This window comes from Pseudomonas syringae pv. cilantro (assembly GCF_001293775.1).
GTDB lineage: Bacteria > Pseudomonadota > Gammaproteobacteria > Pseudomonadales > Pseudomonadaceae > Aquipseudomonas > Aquipseudomonas syringae_P.
The window spans coordinates 195,113-211,369 of record NZ_LGLN01000081.1 but is presented as its reverse complement, the minus strand read 5'-3'; the positions used below and the strand labels follow the sequence as shown (position 1 = coordinate 211,369).

General features: G+C 60.9%; 16 protein-coding genes. 8 read left to right on the top strand and 8 right to left on the bottom strand.

The genetic code is table 11. From position 1 onward, the window contains the following. The first annotated feature begins 39 nt into the window (after positions 1-39). From rep to ABJ99_RS23450, 5 genes are all read left to right on the top strand, one after another. Positions 40-2,049, top strand: a complete 2,010-nt coding sequence (rep, locus tag ABJ99_RS23470) for a DNA helicase Rep (RefSeq protein WP_054087900.1) — start codon at positions 40-42, stop codon at positions 2,047-2,049. Positions 2,050-2,102: 53 nt separating this feature from the next. Then, positions 2,103-2,672 carry a xanthine phosphoribosyltransferase gene (locus tag ABJ99_RS23465; protein ID WP_054087834.1) on the top strand — a complete coding sequence of 190 codons (570 nt, stop codon included), beginning with the start codon at positions 2,103-2,105 and terminating at the stop codon, positions 2,670-2,672. Between the two features lie 195 nt (positions 2,673-2,867). Beyond that, positions 2,868-3,752, top strand: a complete 885-nt coding sequence (locus ABJ99_RS23460) for an MBL fold metallo-hydrolase (RefSeq protein ID WP_054087833.1) — start codon at positions 2,868-2,870, stop codon at positions 3,750-3,752. A gap of 27 nt (positions 3,753-3,779) precedes the next feature. Beyond that, entirely contained in the window at positions 3,780-5,033 is a 1,254-nt protein-coding gene (locus ABJ99_RS23455) for an NAD(P)/FAD-dependent oxidoreductase (protein ID WP_054087832.1), read from the top strand. After that, positions 5,026-5,838: a sulfite exporter TauE/SafE family protein gene (locus tag ABJ99_RS23450; RefSeq protein ID WP_054087831.1), complete on the top strand. Its 813-nt coding sequence runs from the start codon at positions 5,026-5,028 to the stop codon at positions 5,836-5,838. Before ABJ99_RS23455 ends, ABJ99_RS23450 begins: the two co-directional genes overlap by 8 nt. Positions 5,839-6,012: 174 nt before the next feature. On the opposite strand, the gene ABJ99_RS23445 is transcribed toward ABJ99_RS23450, so the two are convergent. The 6 genes from ABJ99_RS23445 to dadA form a co-directional block, all read right to left on the bottom strand. Continuing rightward, on the bottom strand, positions 6,013-7,944 hold the full coding sequence (locus tag ABJ99_RS23445; protein WP_054087830.1) for an acetyl-CoA hydrolase/transferase C-terminal domain-containing protein: 1,932 nt from the start codon (positions 7,942-7,944) through the stop codon (positions 6,013-6,015). A gap of 192 nt (positions 7,945-8,136) precedes the next feature. Further along, a complete protein-coding gene (locus ABJ99_RS23440) occupies positions 8,137-8,451 on the bottom strand; it encodes a c-type cytochrome (protein ID WP_054087829.1) in 315 nt (104 codons plus the stop codon). Between the two features lie 23 nt (positions 8,452-8,474). Further along, positions 8,475-9,023, bottom strand: a complete 549-nt coding sequence (locus ABJ99_RS23435) for a cupin domain-containing protein (RefSeq protein WP_054087828.1) — start codon at positions 9,021-9,023, stop codon at positions 8,475-8,477. Between the two features lie 125 nt (positions 9,024-9,148). Further along, the gene (gene alr / locus ABJ99_RS23430; protein WP_054087827.1) at positions 9,149-10,222 is read right to left on the bottom strand and encodes an alanine racemase; all 1,074 of its coding nucleotides are present in this window, start codon (positions 10,220-10,222) and stop codon (positions 9,149-9,151) included. 80 nt (positions 10,223-10,302) lie between these two features. Continuing rightward, positions 10,303-10,656: a RidA family protein gene (locus ABJ99_RS23425; RefSeq protein WP_054087826.1), complete on the bottom strand. Its 354-nt coding sequence runs from the start codon at positions 10,654-10,656 to the stop codon at positions 10,303-10,305. Then, complete coding sequence (dadA, locus tag ABJ99_RS23420; protein WP_054087825.1) at positions 10,628-11,929, bottom strand: D-amino acid dehydrogenase; 1,302 nt, start codon at positions 11,927-11,929, stop codon at positions 10,628-10,630. Before dadA ends, ABJ99_RS23425 begins: the two co-directional genes overlap by 29 nt. A 157-nt stretch (positions 11,930-12,086) precedes the next feature. Here dadA and ABJ99_RS23415 point away from each other — a divergent pair, with 157 nt between their 5' ends. Then, the gene (locus ABJ99_RS23415) at positions 12,087-12,575 is read left to right on the top strand and encodes an Lrp/AsnC ligand binding domain-containing protein (protein ID WP_004655323.1); all 489 of its coding nucleotides are present in this window, start codon (positions 12,087-12,089) and stop codon (positions 12,573-12,575) included. A 9-nt stretch (positions 12,576-12,584) separates the two neighbouring features. On the opposite strand, the gene ABJ99_RS23410 is transcribed toward ABJ99_RS23415, so the two are convergent. After that, entirely contained in the window at positions 12,585-12,938 is a 354-nt protein-coding gene (locus tag ABJ99_RS23410; protein ID WP_054087824.1) for a YkgJ family cysteine cluster protein, read from the bottom strand. 105 nt (positions 12,939-13,043) lie between these two features. Here ABJ99_RS23410 and ABJ99_RS23405 point away from each other — a divergent pair, with 105 nt between their 5' ends. Further along, entirely contained in the window at positions 13,044-14,357 is a 1,314-nt protein-coding gene (locus ABJ99_RS23405; protein ID WP_054087823.1) for an NAD(P)/FAD-dependent oxidoreductase, read from the top strand. 4 nt (positions 14,358-14,361) lie between these two features. Here ABJ99_RS23405 and ABJ99_RS23400 read toward each other — a convergent pair whose 3' ends face one another. Continuing rightward, positions 14,362-14,613 (bottom strand): DUF1127 domain-containing protein, encoded by a 252-nt coding sequence (locus ABJ99_RS23400; protein ID WP_054087822.1) that lies wholly within the window; start codon positions 14,611-14,613, stop codon positions 14,362-14,364. A gap of 174 nt (positions 14,614-14,787) precedes the next feature. On the opposite strand from ABJ99_RS23400, the gene ABJ99_RS23395 reads away from it, so the two are divergent. Continuing rightward, positions 14,788-16,209: an aminotransferase-like domain-containing protein gene (locus ABJ99_RS23395; protein WP_054087821.1), complete on the top strand. Its 1,422-nt coding sequence runs from the start codon at positions 14,788-14,790 to the stop codon at positions 16,207-16,209. Positions 16,210-16,257 lie beyond the last annotated feature (48 nt).

The window sequence follows — 16,257 nt, the reverse complement described above, 5'->3', positions numbered from 1 at the left end:
AATGCCCGACCTTTTTCGCAGACGATGCTTCATACCGCCATGTCCCGACTCAATCCCCGGCAGCAGGAAGCCGTGAACTACGTCGGCGGCCCTCTTTTGGTGCTCGCCGGTGCCGGTTCCGGCAAGACCAGCGTGATCACCCGCAAGATTGCCCATCTGATCCAGAACTGCGGCATCCGCGCCCAGTACATCGTCGCCATGACCTTTACCAACAAGGCCGCGCGCGAGATGAAAGAGCGGGTCGGCACATTGCTCAGGGGGGGCGAAGGGCGCGGTCTGACGGTGTCGACGTTCCACAACCTGGGCCTGAATATCATCCGCAAGGAACACACGCGGCTGGGATACAAGCCTGGGTTCTCGATCTTTGACGAGACGGACGTCAAGGCCCTGATGACCGACATCATGCAGAAAGAGTATTCGGGCGACGACGGCGTCGACGAAATCAAGAACATGATCGGCTCGTGGAAAAACGACCTGATCCTGCCTGCCGAGGCGCTGGAAAACGCTCGCAACCCCAAGGAACAGACCGCCGCCATCGTCTACACCCACTATCAGCGCACGCTCAAGGCGTACAACGCGGTGGACTTCGATGACCTGATCCTGGTGCCGGTCAAGCTATTCCAGGAACACCCCGACGTTCTGGAGAAATGGCAGAACAAGGTGCGTTACCTGCTGGTGGACGAGTACCAGGACACCAACGCCAGCCAGTACCTGTTGGTAAAACTGCTGATTGGCTCGCGCAACCAGTTCACAGTGGTTGGCGATGACGACCAGTCGATCTACGCCTGGCGCGGTGCACGGCCGGAAAACCTGATGCTGCTCAAGGACGATTATCCGTCGTTGAAAGTCGTCATGCTGGAGCAGAACTACCGCTCGACCAGCCGCATTCTGCGTTGTGCCAACGTCCTGATCTCCAATAACCCGCATGCTTTCGAAAAACAACTGTGGTCCGACATGGGCCATGGCGACGAGATCCGGGTGATTCGCTGCCGCAACGAAGACGCCGAAGCCGAGCGGGTGGCGATGGAAATCCTCACCCTGCACCTGCGCACCGACCGGCCTTACAGTGATTTCGCCATTCTGTATCGCGGTAATTACCAGGCCAAGCTGATCGAGCTGAAACTGCAGCACCATCAGGTGCCGTATCGCCTGTCAGGCGGCAACAGTTTCTTCGGCCGTCAGGAAGTGAAAGACCTGATGGCCTACTTCCGCCTGCTGGTAAACCCGGATGACGACAACGCCTTTCTGCGGGTGATCAACGTTCCGCGCCGCGAAATCGGCTCGACGACGCTGGAAAAACTTGGCAACTACGCCACCGAGCGCAAGGTCTCGATGTACGCCGCCACCGACGAGATCGGTCTTGGTGCGCATCTGGACAGCCGTTACACCGACCGCTTGCAGCGCTTCAAACGCTGGATGGATGGCGTGCGCCAGCAATGCGCGCAGAACGACCCTATCGCCGCGTTGCGCAGCATGGTCATGGACATCGATTACGAGAACTGGCTGCGCCAGAACAGCTCCAGCGAAAAGGCCGCTGACTACCGGATGAGCAACGTCTGGTTCCTGATCGAAGCGCTGAAAAACACGCTGGAAAAGGACGAAGAAGGCGGCATGACCATTGAGGAAGCCATCGGCAAGCTGGTCTTGCGCGACATGCTTGAGCGTCAGCAGGAAGAGGAAGACGGTGCCGAAGGCGTACAGATGATGACCTTGCATGCATCCAAGGGCCTGGAATTTCCCTATGTGTTCATCATGGGCATGGAAGAAGAGATCCTCCCGCACCGCTCCAGCATCGAAGCCGATACCATCGAAGAGGAACGCCGTCTGGCCTACGTGGGCATCACTCGCGCGCGGCAGACCCTGGCGTTCACCTTCGCCGCCAAACGCAAGCAGTACGGGGAAATCATCGACTGCGCGCCCAGCCGTTTTCTGGATGAATTGCCCCCTGACGATCTGGCCTGGGAAGGCAACGACGACACGCCGACAGAAGTCAAAGCGGTGCGCGGCAACACCGCGCTGGCCGACATTCGCGCCATGCTGAAACGCTAGCCGACACACGAAATTGATCATTTATTGCGCAATGGCGCAGCCGGGGAATTGAAGTGGAAGCACTGCACAAGAAGATTCGCGAAGAAGGCATCGTACTGTCCGATCAGGTGCTGAAGGTCGATGCGTTTCTCAACCATCAGATTGACCCGGCGTTGATGAAGGACATCGGTGACGAGTTCGCCCGGCGGTTCGCCGATGCAGGCGTGACCAAGATCGTGACCATTGAAGCGTCCGGAATCGCACCGGCAGTGATGGCCGGCCTGAACATGGGTGTGCCGGTGATCTTCGCCCGCAAACACCAGTCGCTGACCCTGACCGAAAACCTCTTGTCGGCCAGCGTTTACTCGTTCACCAAACAGGTGGAAAGTACCGTGGCCATCTCGCCGCGCCATCTGAACAGCAACGACAAGGTGCTGATCATCGACGACTTCCTGGCCAACGGCAAAGCCGCGCAGGCACTGATCTCGATCATCAAACAGGCGGGTGCAACGGTTGCCGGGGTGGGCATCGTCATCGAGAAGTCCTTCCAGGGCGGTCGCGCCGAGCTGGATGCACAGGGCTATCGTGTAGAGTCGCTGGCACGGGTCGAATCGCTGGCGGGCGGGGTTGTGACGTTCAGGTAGGGCACTCGATGGTATTCCCAAAAAAAGCACGATTTTCCTGACCTCTTCAGGGCTCATGTATAACGCCGAGCGTTGGGGTGTGAGATACGTGAGAGGGCATGGCAGTCAGGTCCATCGCGACTGCCAAATGACGACTGCCAACCGCCCAGTCCGCGGTAGCGGTCTGGAAGGCGATTACAGCCATGGGAAGTGCGCATGATCATTGGTGAAAAGCTTTACGTCGAAGCGTTGTTCGACAGCGATACCGGGACCATCAGTTATCTGGTGATGGACATGCACAGCAAGCAGTGCGCGCTGATCGACAGCGTGCTGGATTACGACCCCAAATCCGGTCGCACACGCACCGAGTCTGCCGACCGGATGATTGGCCGGGTGCGTGCGTTGCAGGCGTCCGTGCAATGGATTTTCGAAACCCATGTACACGCTGATCATATGTCGGCGGCGCCTTACCTGAAGCAAAAGCTCGGTGGGCAGATCGTGATCGGCAGCCACATCACAGCGGTGCAGAAAACCTTCGGTGCGCTGTTCAATGCATCGCCCGATTTTGCACGCAACGGCAGTCAGTTCGATGTGCTGCTGGAGGATGACGCGTCTTTCGCCATCGGCACGCTGCAGGTGAAAGCCATGCATACGCCAGGGCACACCCCGGCCTGTATGAGCTATCTGGTGCAGGTCGGAGACAAGACCGTCGCATTCGTAGGCGACACGTTGTTCATGCCCGACTACGGCACCGCCCGCTGTGATTTTCCGGGTGCCGATGCGCGCACGCTGTATCGCTCGATTCACAAGCTGCTCGCCTTGCCGCCACAGACCATCCTGTTCATGTGTCACGACTACCTGCCCAATGGCCGGGCGCTGAAATACATGACTACCGTCGCCGAGCAACGCGCCTGCAATATTCATGTGCATGACGGTATCGATGAAGACACGTTCGTCAACATGCGCGAAGCCCGCGACATGACGCTGGAAATGCCGGTGCTGATGCTGCCGTCGGTGCAGGTCAACATGCGCTGCGGGCACTTTCCGGAGCCGGAAGACAACGGCGTCGTCTATCTGAAGATCCCGCTCAATGCGCTCTGAACCCTGCCCGCTTCTGGAAATCCTGCAATGAATGCTTCGAACATCACCTGCCAGATCCTGATCGTCGGCGCGGGTGCGGCCGGTATCGCCACCGCCGCAAGCCTGCTCGTCCGCGATGCTTCGCTGCAGATCACGCTGATTGATCCGGCCGACACTCATTATTACCAGCCAGGCTGGACGATGGTCGGCGCCGGCATCTTTGAACCGCAGTCGACGGCGCGCAGCATGGTGTCGCTGATTCCTGAAGGCGTGCAGTGGATCAAGGCTGCGGTGGCAAGCTTCGAACCGCAGGATAGCGCGTTGACGCTGGAAGACGGGCGCACGATCAGCTATCAGCAACTGGTGGTTTGCCCCGGCCTTAAGCTGGACTGGGAAGCCATCGACGGGCTGGTCGAAACCCTTGGCAGCAATGGCGTGACGTCCAACTACCGCTTTGACCTCGCGCCGTATACCTGGCAACTGGTGCAGGAACTGAAACAAGGTCGCGCACTGTTCACCCAGCCGCCGATGCCGATCAAATGCGCAGGCGCGCCGCAGAAGGCCATGTACCTGTCCTGCGATCATTGGCTGAAAGCCGGGCGCCTCGCGCAGATCAATACGCAGTTCTACAACGCAGGCGGCGTGCTGTTTGGGGTCGCGGACTACGTTCCGGCGCTGATGAGTTACGTGGATCGCTACGCCATCGACCTCAGGTTCAGCCATCGGCTGGTGTCAGTCGACGGGCCGGGCAAGCGTGCAACGTTTATCCGCAGCCTGCCGGACGGCAGCAGCGAAACAGTCGAGCAACGCTTCGATATGTTGCACGTTGTACCACCGCAGACTGCGCCTGATTTCATCCGCCGCAGCCCGCTTGTCGATGCAGCCGGCTGGGTAGATGTGGACCCTGCCACGCTGCGGCATCGGCAGTTCGCCAATGTTCACGGGCTGGGCGATGCCACCAACACCAGCAACGCCAAAACCGCTGCCGCCGCACGCAAGCAGGCTCCGGTGGTGGCCAATAACCTGCTGGTGGCGCTGGGCCGCCTGAGCGAAACGGCCACTTATGACGGCTATGGCTCCTGCCCGCTGACCGTCGAGAAGGGCAAGATCGTGCTCGCCGAGTTCACTTACGGCGGCAAGGTCGCACCGAGCTTCCCGAACTGGTTACTGGATGGGCGCAAGCCGACCCGACTGGCATGGTGGCTGAAGGAGCGCGCGCTGCCTATGCTGTACTGGCACGGCATGCTCAAAGGGCGCGAGTGGCTGGCCAAGCCGAAAAAGACTGATGCACCGCATGGTTGAGCATCAACTGTTGGGTGCTGGTCTGGGCGCGATTATCGGTGTGGTGCTGGCATTGACCGGGGCGGGCGGCGGTATCCTCGCGGTGCCGTTGCTGGTGTTCGGGCTGGGGCTGACGATTGTCGAAGCGGCCCCTGTCGGCCTGCTGGCAGTGGGGCTGGCGGCCGGAGTCGGTGCCGTGCTGGGGTTGCGTCAGGGCATCGTCCGCTATCGGGCTGCGGGTTACATCGCCGGCATCGGCGTGCTCGCGGCTCCGCTCGGCCTGTGGCTCGCTCATCGTCTGCCCAATGCGCCGCTGGCGCTGATCTTTTCTGCCGTGTTGCTGTATGCCTGCGGGCGCATGTTCATGAGGGCCCGTCGTGAGCTGCGCGACGGCCGCCCTGCTCCGCGCGCAGACACCCTGCCCTGCGTGCTCAACCCGCTGCAAGGACGACTGCGCTGGACCATGCCGTGTCTGCGCGCCTTGACGCTGACCGGCATGGGCTCCGGTTTGTTGTCCGGTCTGCTGGGCGTGGGCGGCGGATTCGTGATCATTCCGGCGCTGACCCGCTACAGCGATCTGGACGTGAAAAGCGTGGTGGCGACGTCACTTGCGGTGATCGCACTGGTTTCGACCGGCAGCGTCATCACCGCGTCGCTGAGTGGCGTGATGCACTGGTCGGTGGGCGCACCGTTTGCGTGTGGTGCGGTACTCGGCCTGATCGGCGGCAGGCAGATCGCCTGCTACCTCGCCGGCCCGCGCGTGCAGCAGCTGTTTGCTGTGTGCGGGATTGTTGCTGCATTGATGTTGGTGCTTTCGGTGGTGTAGCTGGCGTTGGCTCTTCTATGGCTCTTGTGCCCACGCTAGGGTCTGTTCCCGTTTCATCACGAGCCGCGTTGCTGGGCCAAATCTCGCCAGGCCAGNTGCCTTGCCTCGCGGCAAAACAGACTCCGACGCGGCCGCGATGAAACGGGAACAGACCCTAGAGCGCTCATCGAGTGATCACCCCGTCAGCCCGGTTGTATTCTGCAATCCGGCCAGCAGCAAGCGCTGATACAACTCCTCGCGCAGGCCCTGTGGGTTGTCCAGTTGCATGCGTTGCAGGTGCTGCTGGAAGGCTTCCGGTTCCGGCGCGTCGAGGGTGGCTTTGCCCAGGTCGAGAATCTCGCTCAGCTTGAGTTTGCTTTTCAGCCAGTTCAGCGCGCGCAGCAGGTCGCGTTCTTCGGCAGTGAAGTCGCAGCCCAGCGGGTATTCGGTAAACAGCGACGGGTAATGCGCTGCGATGTCCCGCAGTCGCTCCGGCGTGTTCTGCGTGAAGCGCGGGTCGAGATGGAAATCCTTGGGCAGCTTGCCAGCCTTCTGTGCCTGCTCGATCAGGCCGGGCTGAAACCGCGAGTCGGTGACATTCAGCACCCGCTCGATCACCGTGGCGTCGGTCTGGCCGCGCAGGTCGGCGATGCCGTATTCGGTCACGACGATATCGCGCAAGTGCCGGGGGATCGTCGTGTGGCCGTACTGCCAGACGATATTGGAGCTCACCTCGCCGCCTGACTCGCGCCAGCTGCGCAGCATCAGAATCGAACGGGCGCCTTCCAGTGCGTGGGCCTGAGCGACGAAGTTGTACTGGCCGCCGACACCGCTGAGCACCCTGCCGTCTTCCAGCTGATCGGCCACCGCCGCGCCCATCAGGGTGACGGTGAACGCGCTGTTGATAAAACGGGCATCACGGCGTTGCAGGCGCTTGAGGTCTTCCTGGCCGTACAGCTCGTTGATGTAGCTGATGGAGGTCATGTTGAATTGCGCCAGCCGTTCGGTCGGCAGTTCGCGCAGTCGTTCATAGAAACTCGCCGGCCCGAGAAAGAACCCGCCATGCACAACCACGCCGTCGGGATGTGCGTCCTCGTCCAGCGTGCCCATATTGGCCAGCCGTTGCAGCTCGGCATCGGCATACACCTTGCGCCGCAAAATTCCGGCGTCGGCCAGTACCAGCAGGCCGTTGACGAACATTTCGCTGCAACCGTAAAGCCCGCTGGCAAAAGGCTGAGTACCGCCTTCGCGGTCGATCAGGGTCTGCCAGTTGCTCATGTTCAGGTCGGCCAGCAGGCGGCGCCAGGTTTCGTTGTCGGCCTGGCGGGCCAGCAAGGCACCGGTCAGCGCATCGCCCATCGAGCCAATGCCGATCTGCAACGTGCCGCCATCGCGCACCAGCGTGCTGGTGTGCAGGCCGATCAGATGATCCTGATAACCCACCGGCATGTTCGGGGTGGAAAACAGTGTGCTGTGCTCGTCTTCGTCGAGCAGCAGGTCGAAGGCCTCGACGTCCAGCTCCGAGTCGCCTGGCATGTACGGCAGGTCGATGTGGACCTGGCCGAGCAGCAGAATGGTCTCCCCGGCGGCGCGTCGTTTGGCAATCATCGGCAGCAGGTCAAGGGTCACGTCGGGGTTGCAACTGAGGCTAAGCTTGCCCGGTCGCTGATCATCACGCGCCACCAGTTGGGCAATCAGGTTCAGGCCGTTGGCGTTGATGTCGCGCGCGGCGTGGCTGTAATTGCTGCTGACGTAGTCTTGCTGAGCGGGCGCGCTGTCGAGCAGGCTGCCCGGTTGCATGAAGAACTGCTGGACGCGGATGTTGGGGGGCAATTTGTCGCGACGTAGCGCGGCGAGGTAATCAAGTTCCGGGTAATCACCGAAGGTCCGCTCCAGGAAAGGCTCCAGAAAGCGCGCCTGCAAGCCTTCGCCCGGCGTGGGGCGGCCGAGTGTCAAGGCGGTATAGATCGTCAGCCGCCGCTCGGGCAACTGGCTGATGCGTTGGTACAGGGCGTTGACGAACCGGTTGGGCTTGCCGAGGCCCAGCGGCATGCCGAGATGAATGTGCTCGGGTAACTGCGCCAGAACGTGATCGACGGCTTGCTCGATGGAACAGGAATACGGCATCCCGGCTCTCCTGAATTATTATTGGATGCAGCTTGGACCGGTGACGAAGCGAAAGTGCTGCATGGATGAGTGTGTGGGTTCACTCTCATCCCCACGCTAGATCGCTCTGAGTTATATATAAATCCGCTTTTGATTCTGGCCGACGGCCATGGGAGCGAAGCATCGTCTGGTCCGCATGGCCTTCGGCGAGATTCACTCCAGCCCGGACATGCTCTGTATTACGCTCTTCAGTTCTTCATCGGTGCAATCGCCGCAGGTGCCTTTCGGGGGCATGATGCCGATGCCCTTGATCGTGCTGGCCAGCAGGCCATCAAGGCCGCCGGTTTTCTTCGCGCGTTCTTCCCACGCTGGCGTATCACCGATTTTCGGCGCGTTGAGCAGGCCCACGCTGTGGCAGGCCACGCAATGCGCGGCAATGATCTCGTCAGGGGCTCGGGCAGCCTGGGCGTTGACGGCCCAAAGCGTCAAAACGCCTGTAATGCTCAGCATCTTCCGGGTCAGTTTCACGCAGCACTCATCGCGGCAAGGTGTCAGAAATTGGCCGGCGTCGCGGCGCTGATCAGGCGCGCCGGGACGTCGAACGGGTTGCGAAAGCGATGCGGTCGGGTGCTTTCGAAATAGTAGCTGTCGCCCGCTTCGAGCACGTAGGTATCGAGCCCGACAACCAGCTCCAGCCGCCCTTCCACGAGGATGCCGGTCTCCTCACCGTCGTGAACCAGCATTTCTTCGCCGGTATCGGCACCCGGCGGGTAGGTTTCAGTGAGAAAAGCAATGGCGCGGCCCTGATGCGACTTGCCGACCAGCTTCATGGTCACTGCTCCATCGGAAATATCGATCAGCTCGCTGGCCTTGTAGACCACTTGTGCCGAATTTTCCGGCACGGTCTCTTCCGAGAAGAACTCGACCATGGACATGGGAATGCCGCTTAGCACCTTGCGCAGGGAGCTGATTGAAGGGCTCACGCTATTTTTCTCGATCATGGAAATGGTGCTGTTGGTCACACCTGCCCGCTTGGCGAGTTCGCGCTGGGACAGGCCCTTGAGCTTGCGGATCGATTGCAGCCGTTCACCCACGTCCAATGCGATATTCCCTCAGTTTTTGTCAGGTCAAGTCGGTACGAGCGCCATCATGGCAACAGCGTTCGATATTTACAACACTTCGACAAGCACCGGCACAGCGAGGGAGCAGCGGGAATGCTCGGAAATCAGTTTTCGGAATAGACTCGCGGAACGCGCCGCAGATTGCAGAATATCTGGTACGGGATGGTGCCTGCCTGCGCCGCGACGTCGCTGGCCAGCACCGCTTTGCCCCACAGTTCGACCCGGCTGCCGATGCCCGCTTGCGGCAGGTCGGTGAGGTCGACGCAGAGCATGTCCATGGACACCCGCCCGACCAGCCGGGAGCGTTGGCCGTCGATCTGCACGGGGGTTCCGGTCGGGGCGTGACGTGGATAGCCGTCGGCATAGCCCATCGCGACCACACCGATACGCGAAGGCTTGTCGGTGACGAACGTCGCCCCGTAGCCCACCGCTTCACCGGCTGGCAGGTCACGCACGCTGATGATTTTCGATTCCAGAGTCATGACCGGTTGCAGACGCTTGGCCAAGGGCTGCGCCTGATCGAACGGCGTCGCGCCATACAGCATGATGCCGGCGCGCGACCAGTCGCTGGGAATCTTCGGCCAGCCCATCACGGCAGGAGAATTCTTCAGGCTGGTCTCTGCCGCCAGGCCCTGGCAGGTCGCTTCGAACACCGCGCACTGCTCCGCGCTGGACGGGCTATTCAGCTCGTCCGCGCAGGCGAAGTGAGTCATCAGGACGATTTTCGCCACTTTGCCGGTGCTCAGCAGGCGTTGATAAGCCGCACGATATTCGGACGGATGCAGCCCGACGCGGTGCATGCCGGTGTCCAGCTTGAGCCAGACAGTCAACGGCTTGCCGGGATGCGCGCGCTCGATGGCCTCCAGTTGCCAGGTTGAGTGCACAACGGTCCACACGTCATGCTCGACGATCAGGGCCAGCTCGTCGGCCTCGAAAAAACCTTCCAGCAGCAGAATCGGTGCGCGAATACCCGCCGCACGCAGTTCGAGCGCTTCTTCGATGCAGGCCACCGCAAAGCCGTCGGCTTGCGCTTCGAGTGTTTGAGCCACACGCACTGCGCCATGCCCGTAGGCGTCGGCCTTGATCACCGCGAGGGCTTTGCCGCCGCTGCTTTCACGGGCCAGTTGATAGTTGTGGCGCAGTGCCTGGAGATCGATAAGGGCGCGGGCTGGACGCATGGTGACGTTGATCGCCTGAAGAAAATAGACAGAGGAAAGTACTCGACGCCGTGAGCAGGTCGCCGGGCACGTGTGAAGCGTTAAGGCAGTGCAGCCACCACCGACAGTTCGACCAGAATTTCCGGCTCGCACAGCTTGGCCTCGACTGTCGCCCGCGCGGGTGCAAAGCCTTTTGGCAGCCATTTGTCCCACACGCTGTTCATGCCGGCGAAGTGGGCGTCGATGTCTTTCAGGTAAATGGTGACTGACAGAATGCGCGTCTTGTCGGTGCCGGCCAGGTCGAGCAGACGCTCGATGCTGTTGAGGATCTCCTTGGTCTGCTGCTCTACGCCCGCAGTCAGGTCATCGCTGACCTGGCCCGACAGATAAACGGTGCCATTATGGACAACGACCTGACTCATGCGCTCATTGGTGAGCTGGCGCTGGATTGACATGCTTTGCATTCTCCTGGGTGTTGCCATAGCGAGAGATATCGAGACCTTCGGCACTGATTCGAGGCGTCTTGCAGGCAATCAGGTCTGCCAGCAGGCGGCCGGAGCCGCACGCCATCGTCCAGCCCAGCGTGCCGTGACCGGTATTGAGGAACAGGTTACGGAACGGTGTCGCACCTACGATCGGCGTGCCGTCGGGCGTGGTCGGACGCAACCCGGTCCAGAAACTGGCCTGGGTCAGGTCGCCGCCCTGAGGATAGAGGTCACCGACGATCATCTCCAGTGTTTCGCGTCGACGCGGATTGAGCGACAAATCGAAACCGGCGATTTCCGCCATGCCGCCGACCCGGATACGGTTGTCGAAACGGGTAATGGCGACCTTGTAGGTTTCATCGAGAATGGTCGACGTCGGCGCCATGTCAGGGTTAGTGATCGGCACGGTCAGCGAGTAGCCCTTGAGCGGGTACACCGGGGCCTTGATACCCAGCGGCTTGAGCAGCTGTGGCGAGTAACTGCCGAGCGCCAGCACGTAGCGGTCGGCTGTTTCCAGCTTGCCATCGATCCACACGCCATTGATGCGGTCGCCAGCGTGGTCGAGGCGCTCGATGTTCTGCCCGTAACGGAATTCGACGCCCAGCGCGATTGCCATCTCGGCCAGCCGGGTGGTGAACAGCTGGCAGTCGCCGGTCTGGTCATTGGGCAGGCGCAGTGCGCCGCTGAGGATGCCGGTAACACCGGCCAGTGCGGGTTCGACCCGGGCGATGCCTTCGCGATCCAGCAATTGATAAGGGACGCCCGACTGCTCCAGCACGGCAATGTCCTTGGCGGCATTGTCCAGTTGCGCCTGGGTGCGAAACAGCTGAGTGGTGCCCAGGCTGCGGCCTTCGTAGGCGATGCCGGTTTCGATGCGCAGCTCGTCAAGGCAGTCGCGGCTGTATTCGGACAGTCGCACCATGCGCTCTTTGTTGACGGCATAACGGCTGGCCGTGCAGTTGCGCAGCATTTGCGCCATCCACAGGTACTGATCGATATCCGTTGTGGCCTTGATCGCCAGCGGAGAGTGGCGCTGCAACAGCCACTTTATCGCTTTGAGCGGCACACCCGGCGCGGCCCATGGCGAGGCATAGCCCGGCGAGACCTGGCCGGCATTGGCAAAGCTGGTTTCCATGCCCGCCGCAGGCTGGCGATCCACCACAGTCACCTGGAAGCCGGCACGCGCCAGATAGTACGCACTGGTTGTACCGATCACACCACTACCAAGGACCAGAACACGCATGTCGACGACCTCATCGCGGATATCCGCTGATATTTCTGAGTTTTAAGCAAGGATGTGCGCAGTATATTGAGCAGCAGGCAGTGCTTCTCACTGTATAAACGTCTATATTTAGCGTTTATTCACGGCCAATAACGCTTTGCCAGAGGGGAATTTACCCGTGCGCACTCAACACCAGTCAAACCGCGAGCTGGACAAGATCGACCGCAACATCCTGCGCATTCTTCAGGCGGACGGGCGCATCTCGTTCACCGAGCTCGGCGAGCGGGTTGGCCTCTCGACCACACCCTGCACGGAACGGGTCCGCAGGCTGGAGCGCGAGGGGATCATCATGGGTTATAACGCCCGCCTGAACCCGCAAAGCCTCAAGGCCAGCCTGCTGGTGTTCGTGGAAATCAGCCTGGATTACAAGTCCGGTGACACCTTCGAAGAGTTTCGCCGCGCGGTGTTGAAGCTGCCACATGTGCTGGAGTGCCATCTGGTGTCCGGCGACTTCGACTATCTGGTCAAGGCGCGTATTTCCGAGATGGCGTCCTACCGCAAGCTGCTGGGCGATATCCTGCTCAAGCTGCCGCACGTGCGCGAATCGAAAAGCTATATCGTGATGGAAGAAGTGAAAGAGAGCCTGAACCTGCCGATTGCCGACTGACGCTGGCAGTTACACCAGCACTTGCCGGGTCGATGCCATGTACTCGTGTATCTGCTTCTCGACCCGAGGGTGAATCAGCTCGACCGGACGTCGGCCATTGGGGCACGGCAGGCTGGCGCTGGTGCCGAACAGGCGGCAAATCAGCGGACGTTCTTCATACACCGTGCAGCCTTGCGGGCCGAGGTGCACGCAGTTGAGTTCGTCCAGCGCGGCGTCCTGCTCGGCAGCGGTCTTGCGTGGCAGACGTGACATTTCTTCGGGCGATGTCGTAACCGGGCCGCAGCAGTCATGACAGCCAGGCACGCACTCGAACGAGGGAATCTGACGTCGCAAATCGAGGACTTTCTGACGGTTGCAGCTCATTGAATAGACCACCCGGACGCAATGCCGGGAGTTTGCCTCAGTTGGCAGCGGCATGACAGCGGCTTATCCTCCAGACCACTCAGACACCGCCAACAGGAAAAATCCATGAACGCCCGCGTTCAGCAGCCAGCCCGTCACGATCAGCACACCGCCTCCTATTACGCCGCCAGCAGCCATCCGCAACCGGATCGCCCTGCACTGCAAGGCGAATTGAACGTCGATGTGTGCATCGTGGGCGGTGGATTTTCCGGGCTCAACACCGCCATCGAACTGGCCGAGCGCGGCTTTAGCGTTGCACTGCTGGAAGCGCGCAAGATCGGCTGGGGGGCCAGCGGGCGCAATGGCGGGCAGTTGATTCGCGGTGTCGGGCATGGTGTCGAACAGTTCGCCAATGTCATCGGCACTGACGGCGTGCGTCAGCTCAAGCTGCTGGGCATCGAAGCGGTGGAGATTGTCCGCCAGCGCATCGAACGGCATGGCATCGATTGCGACCTGAAATGGGGTTATTGCGATCTGGCCAACAAACCGCGTGACCTGACCAGCCTCGCCGAGGATGCGGATGAGCTGCGCAGCCTGGGTTATCGCCACGCGCTGAAACTGGTGCCGCCCGATCAGATGCGCAGTGTGGTGGGTTCTGAACGCTACGTTGGCGGGCTGATCGACATGGGCTCCGGGCATCTGCATCCGTTGAATCTGGCGCTGGGCGAGGCGGCTGTCGCGCAATCACTGGGCGTGCAGCTGTTCGAGCACTCTGCCGCGACGCGCATTGATTACGGCCCGCAGGCCAAAGTGCATACGGCACAAGGCTCGGTATCGGCAAAAACGCTGGTGCTGGGCTGCAATGCCTACCTGAATGAACTGAACCCGGAAATCAGCGGCAAGGTGCTTCCCGCAGGCAGTTACATCATTGCGACCGAACCGCTGAGTGAGGCGCAGGCCAGCGAGTTGCTGCCGCAGGACATGGCGGTCTGCGACCAGCGCGTGACCGTGGATTACTACCGGCTGTCCGCTGACCGCCGCTTGTTGTTCGGCGGGGCCTGTCATTATTCCGGGCGTGACCCGAAAGACATTGCGGCGTATATGCGGCCGAAGATGCTGGAGGTATTTCCGCAACTGGCCGGCGTGAAGATCGATTATCAGTGGGGTGGAATGATCGGCATCGGTGCCAATCGCCTGCCGCAGATCGGCCGACTCAAGCAGCATCCGAACGTGTTCTACGCACAGGCTTACTCGGGGCACGGCCTGAACGCCACGCATCTGGCCGGTCGCTTGCTGGCCGAAGCCATCGCCGGGCAACACAGCGATGGCTTCGAACTGTTCGCCAACGTGCCGCACATGACCTTCCCCGGCGGCAAGCATCTGCGTTCGCCACTACTGGCGCTGGGCATGCTCTGGCACCGCTTGAAAGAGCTGCGCTGAACGCTTACGTCCTCCAGAACGGCTTCATGGCCTCGGCTCTGGCCTGCTGGAAGTCGAGACCTATGTCGCGCAGTTGATCGTCAGTCAGATCCAGCAACGTGCGGCGCGATGTCCAGCGGTGACGGTACAGCGCCCAGCGACTCATTTCCTTCAGCGCATCAGCTTGCTCGGGACGTACCGTCCTGAGCATGACGGGCCGATATTCATTCAATTCCTGACGGTGAAGCGCTAGGCGTACATCGCTGAACCCGTTCATTTACGGTTCCCTCATCCTGGGTGGGTGTGACCCCATAATGGGACGGAACGCAAAACCATTACAGATTCAAAAATATTTTATATTTTCCATACAGTGAGTGTGAATGCTCGACTGAATGCTATATTTTTGCTGTGTCTGTATGGTTTTGTAGTCCGTAAAAATAAAGAGTACGCCATGACGCTCTACGTCAATCTTGCCGAGCTGCTCGGCTCGCGCATCGAAAACGGCTTTTACCGTCCCGGCGACCGTCTGCCTTCCGTGCGCGCCTTGAGCGTGGAGCATGGTGTCAGCCTGAGTACCGTGCAGCAGGCCTATCGGGTGCTGGAAGACAACGGGCTGGCCTCGCCGAAACCCAAATCCGGGTATTTCGTGTCCGTCAGCAAGCGAGCACCGGCGTTGCCCGCCGTAGGGCGGCCGGTGCAGCGGCCTGTGGATATCTCGCAATGGGATCAGGTGCTGGATCTGATTCGGGTTGCGCCCCGCGATGCCGTGACCCAGTTGGGGCGCGGCATGCCGGACGTCACCAGTCCTACGCTGAAACCGCTGATGCGCGCGCTGGGGCAGCTAAGTCGCCATCAGGACATGCCGGGTCTGTATTACGACAACATCTACGGCGTGCCGCGACTGCGCGAGCAGATCGCCCGCCTGATGCTCGATTCGGGCTGCAACCTGACCGCCAATGACCTGATCATCACGACCGGCTGCCACGAAGCGCTATCGGCCAGTATTCGTGCCCTCTGCCAGCCGGGTGACATCGTGGCGGTGGATTCACCGAGCTTCTTTGGCGCCATGCAGACCCTCAAGGGCGTCGGCATGAAAGCCATGGAAATTCCGACCGACCCTCTGACCGGCATCAGCCTCGAGGCGCTGGAGCTGGCCCTTGAACAGTGGCCGATCAAGGTCATCCAGCTCACGCCCAACTGCAACAATCCGCTGGGTTACATCATGCCCGAAGCCCGCAAGCGCGCGTTGCTGAGCCTGGCGCAACGCTTTGACGTGGCGATCATCGAGGATGATGTGTATGGCGATCTGGCCTACAACTACCCTCGCCCGCGCACCATCAAGTCCTTTGACGAGGACGGTCGCGTGCTGCTGTGCAGTTCATTTTCCAAGACGCTGGCGCCCGGTTTGCGCGTTGGCTGGGTAGCGCCGGGCCGTTATCTGGAGCAGGTGCTGCACATGAAATACATCGGCACCGGCTCGACGGCGCCGCAGCCGCAACTGGCAATCGCCGATTTTCTCGAAGGCGGTCATTACGAGCCGCACGTCCGGCGGATGCGCACGCAATACCAGCGCAGTCGCGATCAGATCATCGACTGGGTGATGCGTTACTTTCCCGAAGGCACCCGCGCCAGTCGCCCGCAAGGCGCTTTCCTGCTGTGGGTGGAACTGGCCGAAGACTTCGATAGCCAGCGCCTGAATCGCGTCTTGCTGGACAAGGGTGTGCAGGTCGCGGTGGGCAGTATTTTTTCGGCGTCGGGCAAGTACCGAAACTGCCTGCGCATGAACTATGCGTCGAAACCCACGCGGGAAATCGAGAGCGCAGTTCGCATCGTGGGCGAGACCATTGCGTCACTGATTGCGCAAACTGACTGAGCCTGGCAAATCTTTCCCGGTTTTGCGGGTCATATCGCCAAGTCGAGT